This window comes from Mycobacterium sp. (genome assembly GCF_050701675.1).
GTDB lineage: Bacteria > Actinomycetota > Actinomycetes > Mycobacteriales > Mycobacteriaceae > Mycobacterium.
Genome location: NZ_JBOGDD010001012.1, coordinates 19,837 through 30,246 on the forward strand (window position 1 = coordinate 19,837; position 10,410 = coordinate 30,246).

Annotated in this window: 10 protein-coding genes and 1 pseudogene; 2 read left to right on the forward strand and 9 right to left on the reverse strand. The window is 66.6% G+C overall.

Going from position 1 to position 10,410, the window contains the following annotated elements:
- Genes ACRDUX_RS31075 through pcaH form a run of 6 tightly spaced genes read right to left on the reverse strand, consistent with a single transcriptional unit; the run spans position 1 to position 5,107 of the window.
- A complete protein-coding gene (locus ACRDUX_RS31075; protein WP_526419727.1) occupies positions 1-687 on the reverse strand; it encodes a 3-oxoacid CoA-transferase subunit B in 687 nt (228 codons plus the stop codon).
- The gene (locus ACRDUX_RS31080; protein WP_526419729.1) at positions 684-1,379 is read right to left on the reverse strand and encodes a 3-oxoacid CoA-transferase subunit A; all 696 of its coding nucleotides are present in this window, start codon (positions 1,377-1,379) and stop codon (positions 684-686) included. Before ACRDUX_RS31080 ends, ACRDUX_RS31075 begins: the two co-directional genes overlap by 4 nt.
- Complete coding sequence (gene pcaDC, locus ACRDUX_RS31085) at positions 1,376-2,560, reverse strand: bifunctional 3-oxoadipate enol-lactonase/4-carboxymuconolactone decarboxylase PcaDC (protein ID WP_526419731.1); 1,185 nt, start codon at positions 2,558-2,560, stop codon at positions 1,376-1,378. The genes ACRDUX_RS31080 and pcaDC overlap by 4 nt, the downstream gene beginning before the upstream one ends.
- Positions 2,557-3,762: a lyase family protein gene (locus ACRDUX_RS31090; protein ID WP_526419733.1), complete on the reverse strand. Its 1,206-nt coding sequence runs from the start codon at positions 3,760-3,762 to the stop codon at positions 2,557-2,559. The genes pcaDC and ACRDUX_RS31090 overlap by 4 nt, the downstream gene beginning before the upstream one ends.
- Positions 3,759-4,310 (reverse strand): protocatechuate 3,4-dioxygenase subunit alpha, encoded by a 552-nt coding sequence (pcaG, locus tag ACRDUX_RS31095; protein WP_526419735.1) that lies wholly within the window; start codon positions 4,308-4,310, stop codon positions 3,759-3,761. The genes ACRDUX_RS31090 and pcaG overlap by 4 nt, the downstream gene beginning before the upstream one ends.
- Positions 4,310-5,107 (reverse strand): protocatechuate 3,4-dioxygenase subunit beta, encoded by a 798-nt coding sequence (gene pcaH / locus ACRDUX_RS31100; RefSeq protein ID WP_526419736.1) that lies wholly within the window; start codon positions 5,105-5,107, stop codon positions 4,310-4,312. Before pcaH ends, pcaG begins: the two co-directional genes overlap by 1 nt.
- Positions 5,108-5,178: 71 nt before the next feature.
- Here pcaH and ACRDUX_RS31105 point away from each other — a divergent pair, with 71 nt between their 5' ends.
- Positions 5,179-5,928 carry an IclR family transcriptional regulator gene (locus ACRDUX_RS31105; RefSeq protein ID WP_526419738.1) on the forward strand — a complete coding sequence of 250 codons (750 nt, stop codon included), beginning with the start codon at positions 5,179-5,181 and terminating at the stop codon, positions 5,926-5,928.
- Positions 5,929-6,005: 77 nt separating this feature from the next.
- On the opposite strand, the pseudogene ACRDUX_RS31110 reads toward ACRDUX_RS31105, so the two are convergent.
- The 3 genes and pseudogenes from ACRDUX_RS31110 to ACRDUX_RS31120 all read right to left on the reverse strand — a co-directional run.
- Positions 6,006-6,395: pseudogene (locus ACRDUX_RS31110) on the reverse strand (TetR/AcrR family transcriptional regulator); the annotation flags it as partial.
- A 521-nt stretch (positions 6,396-6,916) separates the two neighbouring features.
- Positions 6,917-7,942: an NADPH:quinone reductase gene (locus tag ACRDUX_RS31115; RefSeq protein ID WP_526419740.1), complete on the reverse strand. Its 1,026-nt coding sequence runs from the start codon at positions 7,940-7,942 to the stop codon at positions 6,917-6,919.
- 79 nt (positions 7,943-8,021) lie between these two features.
- Entirely contained in the window at positions 8,022-9,509 is a 1,488-nt protein-coding gene (locus ACRDUX_RS31120; protein WP_526419742.1) for an MFS transporter, read from the reverse strand.
- A gap of 167 nt (positions 9,510-9,676) precedes the next feature.
- Between ACRDUX_RS31120 and ACRDUX_RS31125 the strand changes: the two genes are divergently transcribed.
- The gene (locus ACRDUX_RS31125; protein ID WP_526419744.1) at positions 9,677-10,237 is read left to right on the forward strand and encodes a M15 family metallopeptidase; all 561 of its coding nucleotides are present in this window, start codon (positions 9,677-9,679) and stop codon (positions 10,235-10,237) included.
- Positions 10,238-10,410: the final 173 nt, after the last annotated feature.

Sequence of the window (10,410 nt, forward strand, 5' to 3'; positions counted from 1 at the left end):
CTAGTCCTCGATTCGTCTGAGCTCTACGGAGGTTCGTTCGCGCAACTCGGCGACGCTGATCCCGTAGGTGTCGATGACGCGGATGCCCGCCGGACCGACGGCAAAGGTGCCGAACTCCGTGTAGACGCGACTCACACACGCCAGTCCGGTGAGCGGATACGTGCACTGCGGGACGAGTTTCGGTGTCCCGTCCTTGGCGAACAGGGTCATCATCACGAAGACGTCCTTGGCTCCGATTGCGAGATCCATCGCTCCTCCCACGGCGGGGATCGCACCCGGTGCTCCGGTGTGCCAGTTGGCCAGGTCGCCGTGTTCGGAGACCTGAAAGGCGCCAAGGACGCACACGTCGAGGTGGCCGCCGCGCATCATCGCGAAGGAGTCGGCGTGGTGGAAGTACGCCGCGCCGGGCAACTCGGTGACCGGGATCTTACCGGCATTCGTCAGGTCCGGATCGATCTCGTCGCCGAGAGCCTCGGGCCCCATGCCGAGCATCCCATTCTCGGTGTGCAGCACCACACCGCTGCCCGGCGCCAGGTAGTCCGAGACCTTGGTGGGCTGCCCGATACCCAGATTGACGAACGAGCCTGGCGGGATGTCCGCCGCCACGGCCCTCGCCATCTCGTCACGTTCGAGAGGCCCTCGGTCGAGGTTCTCCATGGTCCGGGAGACGGTGAGCGCGATGGTCATGATGCCTCCGAAAGAGCGCGCTTCGCTGCGCTGAGATCCAATACTCGGTCCACGTAGATCGACGGCGTCACGACGACTTCGGGGTCGATCTCTCCAGTCTCGACGACCCCGGACACTTCGACGATGGTCAGATCGGCCGCCGTCGCCATCACCGGTCCGAAGTTGCGAGCCGTCTTGCGGTAGACCAGATTTCCCATCCGGTCGCTCCGGTGGGCGCCGATCAGGGCCACGTCACCGCGTATCGGATATTCCAGGACGTGGTTGCGCCCGTCAATGGTTCGGGTCTCGCGGTCCCCTGCGAGTTCCGTGCCGAAACCGGTCGGGCAGAAGAAGGCCCCGATGCCTGCGCCCGCCGCCCGCATTCGTTCGGCCAGGTTCCCCTGGGGGACGACCTCGAGGTCTATCTTCCCCGCCCGGTAGAGCGCGTCGAACACGTAGGAGTCACTCTGGCGAGGGAACGAACAGACGATTCGGCTGACCCTCCCCGCAGCCAGCAGTGCGGCCAGGCCCGTGTCGCCGTTGCCTGCGTTGTTGCTGACGATCGTCAGATCGGCGGCCCCCTGGTCGATCAGCGCGTCGATCAGGGTCGTGGGCATACCAGCCATGCCGAATCCGCCGACCAGAATTGTTGCACCGTCGGCGATCCCGGTCACCGCGTCGGCAGCCGTGGCGCAGATGGTGGTGCGGCTCACGAGTCGGCTCCCGTCTCCTCGGCGTCGAACTCGGACAGCGCGCGCGAGGCGATGCGGAACGCGGTGTTGGCGTCGGGGACGCCGCAGTAGATGGCCGTCTGCATGAGCACCTCCTTGATCTCGTCGTTGCTCAGACCGTTGCGGCGCGCCGCGCGCACGTGCATGGCGAGCTCTTCGTGGTGCCCCCGGGCCACCAGGGCAGTCAGCGTGATCATGGAACGACTGCGGCGATCCAGGCCGGGTCGCGTCCAGATGGTGCCCCAGGCGTATTGGGTGATCATCCGTTGAAAGTCGGCAGTGAGGTCGGTCGTGCCCGCGATGGCGCGGTCGACGTGAGCGTCACCGAGCACCTCGCGGCGCACTGCCAATCCCGCGCGGTAGACGTCATCGGTGGTGGTGGATGCCGGCTCAGGGATGCCGACGTGTTCGGCGATGAGCTTCGCCACCCGGTCGGGAGCCTCTGCCGGCGCGAGGTGTGCGACACCGTCGAGCACGACGATCCGGCCGTCCTTAACCCCTGAGGCGATGTGCTGCAACGATTCCGGCGGAGTGGGGATGTCGGCGCTGCCGGCGACGGCCAGCACCGGCGTGAGGATCTCGTCCAAGCGGTCGGTGACGTCGAACGCCGCCAGCGCGTCGCAGGTCTGGGCGTAGGATTCCGGATCCGTGTGGCTCAGGGCGTCCAGCAGCGCCGCGGCGATACCCGGTTGACGCTCGACGAAGCCGGGCGCGAACCACCGCTGCTCCGCCCCGGCGAGCACCGCCTGAATGCCGTTGGCGCGGACCGTCGCGGCACGATCGTGCCAGCCGTCCGACGTGCCGATGACCGCGCCGGTGCAGAGAACGGTCACCGACCGCATCCGTTGCGGAGCGTCCAGCGCCAGTTGCAGACCGACGCAGCCACCGATCGAATCTCCTGCGTAGGAGAATGATTCGGCACCGAGTTCGTCGGCCAGTTTCAGCACCGCGGCGGCCAGGTCGGCGATCGTGAACCGCTCACCTGCTACGCCACGACCGTGGCCGGGCAGATCCCATCCGACGACGTGAAGGTGCTCGGTCAGCTTCTGGGCCGCGCCGCTCCACAGCGTCGCCGCCGAGGTGCCGAGAGATGGACCGAGCAGGAGAAGTGGCCCGGTGTCGGGCCCGCCGAAGTCGACGGTGCTCAGACTCGAAACGCTCATGACGCCTCCTTCAGGTAGCGGCGGGCCCTGCTCAAGGCCGAGTCGATGAGGCGATCAGCAGCACCGGTGTAGTCCGGCATCGCTGCGCGCCCTGTCAATTCGGTCATGGACCGCTGTTCGGCCAGCAGTCCTTCTGCGGCCGCCAGATTGGCGCTGACGCGGTCCTCGTTCACCCGTAGCCCCGAGACGAGTTCAGAGGTGTGAGCGGCGCTGACGACCGAGTGGCGGGCCAGCGTTCGAAGGGTTGCCCACTCCGCGTGCCAGGCGCCGTCGGAGCGTTCGTCGACGCTGGTGGCCGCCGCGGTGTGCAGAGTCGCACTCAATGCTCCCGCAGTGAGCGCGGCCCGCCGGATCAACACCGAGCGGACGGGATTGTTCTTGTGCGGCATGGTCGATGAGCCACCACCGCTGCCCTCCGCCAGCTCGCCAACCTCGGGCCGACTGCCCGTCGCGACGTCGGTGGCGATGTACCCCCAGGCATCGCAGCAGCTCACCAGCGCATCCCCCAGCCGGGTGACCGCAAACCGGGTGGTGTGCCATGGCGGCGCCGGAGCCAACCGCAGGGAGGCGGCCAAGGCGTCGCTGAGCGCGATGGCGCCGTCGACGGACCCGGCCAACTCGGTGGCCGCCGCCAGTGTTCCCACCGCACCGCCGACCTGCGCGGGCAACGACGGGATGAGTCCGGTCAATGGTTCGGCCGCATCGAGCACGCCGGTCAGCCAGCGCGCGATCTTGGCCCCGAGGGTGCTCGGCAGCGCGGCCTGTGTGAGGGTGCGGGCGAGTGCCGGTGTGTGGCGGTATCTTTCGGCGAGCTCGCTCAGTACCCGCACTTGAGTGCCGAATTCTTCGCCGATGCGGATCAGCACGTCCCGACCACCCAGCATCAGCGCGGTGTCGACGACGTCCTGGCTGGTCAGTCCCCTGTGCAACCAGCGGGCAGTCGGCTGCTTCGAGCGCTCCCGAAGCAGCGCGACCAGCGCGCTGACGGGGCTTCCGTCGACGTCGGCGCGGACGGCGATGGTCTCGGCATCGCCGTCGGTGACGACTTCCGCCAGGTTCGCGTGCGCATCCCGCGGTGCGATGCCGGCTTCGACGAGGGCGTCCAACCAGGCCTGCTCGACGGCCACCATGGCCGCGAGGAACGTCGCGTCGCTCATCAGGCCGCCGGCGAGATGGTCACCCGGCCAAAACAGATCGGTCACCGTCGGTGTCCCGGGTATCGCAGGAAGACCGTCTCGTTCGCTCCCTGCAGGCTGATGTCGAAGCGCAGACCGAGGTGGTCCCTGGTCGCAATCATGGTGTGCCTGCGGTCTGCGGGCAGGGAGTTCAGCAGCGCGTCACCACCCAGCTGGTCGCCCGGCACGTAGGCACGGGTGAACAGCCGGTTGAGCAGTCCTCGGGCGAACACCGTTACCCCGATGAACGGTGCCGCACCCGGTGCGGTTGCGCCGGGAACGACGGTCGAGAAGCCGTAGCGCCCATCGTCGTTCGTGGCGGCGCGGCCCCATCCGGTGAAGGTCCAGCCGTCGCGGTGCAGTGAGCCGGTGGCCTCTGGGATCGCTCCCTCGCCGTCGGCCTGCCAGATCTCCAGTAGCGCATCCGGCACCGGGCGTCCGTCGCCGTCAGTGACGATGCCGTGGAACTGAATGGCTCCGGCGGATCCGGGCGGCACCAGGTGATTGCCGCCGTCGAACGGAAGAGCGGTGCCGAAGAACGGTCCGACCGTCTGGCCCGGGGTCGTCATGCTCATCAGTGCGCACTTCCGTTCTCGGGGTTCTCCATGGGCGTGTGTGCCGAGCCGGTGAGCACGATGTCCCACCGGTAGCCGGTGGCCCACTCGTGGGTGGTGACGTCGTGGTCGTAGGTGGCAACCAGACGATCCCGTGCCTTCTGGTCGGTGATGGACTGGTAGATCGGGTCCAACCCGAACAACGGGTCGCCGGGAAAGTACATCTGGGTGATCATCCGCTGGGTGAAGTCGGTTCCGAACAAGGAGAAGTGGATGTGCGCGGGGCGCCACGCGTTGTGGTGGTTCTTCCACGGATACGGGCCGGGCTTGATCGTCGTGAACTTGTAGAAACCGTCGGCGTCGGTCAGACAGCGGCCAACCCCTGCGAAGTTCGGGTCAAGGGGCGACGGATGCTGATCGCGCTTGTGGACGTAGCGCCCGCCGGCGTTGGCCTGCCAGATCTCGACGAGTTGACGCCGTAGTGGACGTCCGTCACCGTCGACGATCCGCCCGGTCACCACCATCCGCTCGCCGATCGGTTGGCCGGAGTGCTGGATGGTGAGGTCGGCTTCGAGCGGATGCACGTCACGTTCGCCGAAGCACGGAGCCGACAGCTCGATGCCCTCCGGGTCGGCGTGCTTCAGATCCTTCGTCGGATGACGCAGCAGGCTGCTCCGGTACGGCGCATAGTCCAGCCGCGGCTGGCTCTCTTCAGCACCGGTCCGCTGGTAGGCCGTCTCGATTGCGCCGATTTCCCTGCTGATCTCGGACTGGCTCACCAGGAGGCTGTCCGGGTCACTGCCGATCACTGTCGTCATGGTGCGAACGGTATCCGTGCCGGGGCGGCGGCCGGAAGACTAGTATTCCGCTCAGTGAAAGGAGTCAGCGGATGGCGGGAAACACTTCGACACCCGGCGCCACGGTCGCGTCCCGGCTTCTCGCCATCGTCGGCGCGTTCGACGCCCGCCACCGCAGCCTTGCCCTTACCGATCTCGCTCGCCGCGCCGGCCTCCCGGTGCCGACGGTGCACCGCCTGGCCGCCGAGATGGTGGCCGGCGGCGCACTGGAACGACGCGCCGACGGCCGGTACGTGATCGGCCGGCTGATCTGGGATGCCGGCCTGCTGGCACCCGTTGAGGGCAGATTGCGCCACGTGGCCGAGCCGTTCCTGCACGACATCTATGCCGCCACGCTGGCCACCGTGCATCTGGCGGTGCGCGAGGGTGACGAAGTGCTCTACCTGGAGCGGATGATGGGCCGGGCGTCCGTTCCCATCGTCAGCACCGTCGGCAGCAGACTGCCGATGCATTGCACCGGGGTCGGGAAGGTGCTGCTGGCTTACGCCCCAGCCGACGTCGTCCACCGGGTCCTGGCTCGGCTGACCCGGATCACCCCGTACACGATCGTGTCGCCGTCGGTGCTGAGCGCGCAGTTGGAGCGCGTTCGCCGGGACGCGGTGGCGACGACGACGGAGGAGATGACGCTGGGCGGGTGCTCGCTGGCAGTGCCCGTCGTACAGTCCTCCGACGATTCGGTCGTCGCGGCGATCGGGGTGGTGGTGCCCTCGCTCAAACGCGACCGCCAGAGACTGCTCGGGGCCCTTCACGTCGCCGCGCGCGGCATCGGCCGAGCACTGTGATGGGCACGTCGCGTCGAACGTGAGCCCACTGCGAGATTTCATCGATTTCCACGCAGTGGCGTCACGTTCGGCCGGCGTCAGTTCCCCGGAGCCGGCTGCAAGCTCCGCAACGTCCTCAATACGTAGTCCGCGAGGAGTTCGGCCTGCGTCGGCCACCCATGGGTGGTGGTCAGCAACGCGTATAGGCCGAGCAGAAAGAACACGGCACTGTTCATGGCATTGACGTCGGGGTCGGTCTCCCCAAACTCCCGCGCGCGCTCGATCTGCTCGGCGACCGTCACGATCACGGGGTGATCGTCACCGTCCTCGGCAGGAGGGCGGGTCTGCGAAAAGTGCAGCGCGAGTAAGTCTTTGAATAGCAGGCTGCCGAGCCGACGCTCCAGGGCGGACACCAAGCGAACGGCCTCTCCCAGCACTGCAGACAGATCCTGCCGACTTCGCAAGAACTGGTGCAGTTGCTTGGACATCGGTCCTGCCGACACCCCAATACCACCGACTCGGATTTCGGGAACTCGTCCGCATCCACAACGAGCGCAAAGCGCGAAAGTCCGCCGAGGCGACGCCGACCCCATTAACGACAACGTGTTACGCGGTATCGTGACGCGCCCTCCTCGCCGAAATGGAGTTCCCTGTCGTTGACACGATCTCGGTGCTCGACCTCGCCAACAAGCTGCCCGCCACGGCCAGCAGTTAGGGACCGCCCGATGGGCCGTCGATATCGTGGCGGTCGATATCGCCAACACCCGTCTCGGTCACGGGCCCATCTTCTTTGACGAGATCACTTGGAGGCGCTAGTCGTCCGCGCAGCGTCGGGCATCACGACGTCACAGCCGCTTCGGGTACGGCCATGCGATCGCCGGAGGTACACCACTGCAGAGTGGGGCATCGACTACGACAGCATGCAGCCGGCGCCGACGTCCACCGTGCGAGGTTGGGAGCAGTTACGAATCGTGCTGTCGTGACGTGTTGGCAGACGACTCGGCGACCTTCATTCACCGACGTCGATCAGAACCTTGCCTGTCACACCGCTTTTCACCGCGTCGTGTGCCGCCGCGGTGGCAGCGAGGGAAAAGCGGTGCAGCGGTAGCCCCGCGGCGTCACCAACATCGAGCGCGCCCGCCGAAGCTGCCGCCGTCACGTCTTCCCGGGCGTTGCTCAGAGCCCGTTCGCCCACCGAGTACAACAGGATGAACTGGTAACGCGCGTTGAGAATCATGTTGGGCCGCCCGTGGAGGTCGAGGCGGTCGCCGGCGTCGCTCGCATAGATCGCGATCGACGCGCGCGGGGCGACGACAGCCGCGTTGAGCGCTGCGTTCTGACCCGGTGCCACCTCCACCACGAGGTCAACGCCACGCGGCGCGATGGCCCTGATGGCTGCGGCGGCGTCTTCGGACTTGTAGTTCACCACGTGGTGTGCGCCCGCCACCGTCGCCAAGGCGCCCTTCTCGGGACCGCTGACCGTGGTCACCACGGTGGCTCCGGCCCAGCGGGCCAGTTGGATGGCGGCATGCCCGACCGCTCCCGCACCGCCTGCCACTAGCACCGTCGCTTCGGCGAGCGCACCGGGGTGCAGACGCGCCGGCCAATCCTCGGACACCGTCAACGCGCGGTGGGCCGTCATCGCCGGCACCCCGAGACTCGCACCGACCTCGAAACTCGCTTCGTCGGGCAGCGGCACCACCCGCCGAGCGGGAAGCACGACGTACTCCTGCGCCGTGCCGGTCGGGCGCTCGTGCTGCGCAAGGAACACCCACACCCGGTCGCCGACGGACAATTCGTCTACCTCGGGGCCCACGGCGTCCACCACGCCCGCGCCGTCCTGGTTGGGCACGATCTCCGGAAACTCGAGCTCCTTCTTGAGACCGGAGCCGCTGCGGCTCTTCCAGTCCGTCGGGTTAACCCCGGAGATCACGATGCGTACGCGCACCTCTCCCGAACTGGGTTCGGGCAGGTCACGCTCCCGAAGCCGCAGTACAGAGCTGTCACCGGTTCGCACGTAGGTAATTGCCTTCACTCAGCGACCAACGCGGACTGACGCCTCCCGTGTTCCCCCACCGCCTCAGACCCACGCTGAAGGCACCCCTCGCGGACGCTCACGTCGTGATCGATCGTGCGTTCGCCTCCGCGTCGGGAGCATCGTCCTCAGCGGTCAACGGTTTGGCGATCGCTTCGAGAGACTGGCCCTCGGCCTTGACTCCGAGGAAGGCTTCGGCCATCCCGCCGACGATCATCAGCGCAGCGCCAAGGAAATATCCCTTTGCGATACCGGTGATATCGCCACTCCCCGAGGCATTTTCGATCAGTCTGCCGAACAGCAGCGGGCCGGTGATACCTCCGGCAGCAGTACCGATCGCGTAGAAGAATGCGATGCACAGCGCGCGAGTCTCCATGGGAAAGATCTCGCTGGCCGTCAGGTAGGCGGCGCTCGCGCCGGCCGAGGCGAAGAAGAACACGATCGCACCGCACAAGGTGAGTGTCACCGCGGTCAACGAACCGAGGAAGAAGCCGACTGCACCGAGAAGCACGCCTGACAAGAGGTAAGTGCCAGCGATCATTCGGACACGTCCAACGGAGTCGAACAGCGGGCTGAGCACCAGCGCGCCGATGAAGTTACTGGCCGCGAAGATCGCGACGTAATAACCGGTTTTGTCGACGTCGAAGAACGTCGACAGCGTGTCACCGTAGGTGAAGAAGAACGCGTTGTAGAGGAACGCCTGACCGACGAACAGGGCGAAGCACAGCATGGTCCGCCGCGGGTACATGGTGAACACGGTCTTGGCGATCAGACCGATTCCGATTGACTTGCGCTGCCGAATGGTGATCCGTTCCGACACGGCGGGCAGCTTCTTGCCGGTCTCCTCGGTGATCGTCTCCTCGATCTGTCGGACGATCCGCTCGCCCTCGTCCTCGCGGCCGTGAATGAACAGCCAGCGCGGACTCTCGGGGACGTAGCGGCGCACCAGCAGGACACCGACGCCCAAGATCGCTCCCAGCCCGAACGCCAGACGCCAACCAAGGGCTTGATCCACGACAGTCGGGTCCAGCAGGGGAATCGTCAGCAGCGCACCGCCGGCCGCGCCGATCCAGAACGAGCCGTTGATGGCGACGTCGACTCGGCCGCGGTAGTGGGCCGGGATGAGCTCGTCGATCGCCGAATTGATTGCCGCGTATTCACCCCCGATTCCCGCGCCGGTGAGAAACCTGGCGGCGAAGTACCACAGCGGGTTCATCGAGAACGCCGTCAGCACGGTCGCCACGATGTACACGCCCAACGTCAGCATGAACAGCTTCTTGCGACCGAAGCGGTCAGTCAGTTGGCCGAAGAACAACGCGCCGATACACGCACCGGCAACGTAGACCGCACCAGCCATCCCGACCTGCGAGCTGCTCAGCCCCAGACCGGTGTCCTCGGACTTGAGCGCATCGGACATGGACCCGACGATGGTTACTTCAAGACCATCGAGGATCCACACGGTTCCCAGCCCGATCACGATCAGCCAGTGCCAGCGGGCCCACGGCAGTCGATCCATCCGCGCCGGGATGTCGGTCTGGATTCGGCCGAGTTCCACCCCTGATGCCATGCCGCACCCCTTCGTGCTCCTGCGCCCTAACGCCCAGAAGTGATGCCCTGGACGTCGAATGTCCAAACTCGTCGACCATCCAGCTCGACACCATGCGCCGCCAACACGGATGAGTAAGGTCGATCACCGACGCCGAGGTACCACTACCTCGCAGTCAGGAGTGCAGCATGCGATTCGTTGCGGTGGCCGTCGTCACCACTGCGCTTGCCCTCGGCTGCCTGCACCCGTCCGGCCCGCCGGCTCCGCAGATCAGGCTGGCAGACCATACCGTCGCCATGGACCCTCCTGCCGACCCTGGCGACGGTTCGCTGGCCGGCGGGGACACGTTGACACCGTTCGACGTGCAGAATCCCGCGATCGGCCGCCTCGACCCGGGGTTGTTGAGCGCGGTACAGAACGCTGCCACCGCCGCCACCTCGGATGGTGTCACCATGACCATCACCTCCGGCTGGCGCTCGCCGGAGTTCCAGCAGCGCCTTCTCGACGACGCGGTGCACACGTACGGCAGCTTTGCCGCGGCACGGCAGTACGTCGAAACGCCGGAGGCGTCCAAGCACGTCATCGGCCAGGCCGTCGACGTCGGTGGCACGGGCGCCGACCAATGGCTCATCGCCAACGGTGCTCGTTTCGGGCTGTGCCAGATTTACGCGAATGAGCTGTGGCACTTCGAATTGGCAACGGATGCGCTGGGCGATTGCCCCCCACTTCTTCCGAACGCCGCAAGCTGATCGGTAGGCGCAGATCGGGTGCGCCCGGCCGCCGAGCTGTTACCGCGCCGGTGATGCGCCCGATTCGACGATATCGTCGACTGGTTGCTGGGCGGCGATGGAGTCTTCGATCCGCCCCTGATACTTGGTTCCCCAGCTGTTCATCAGATCGAGGATCGGCTGCAGGGTAAGGC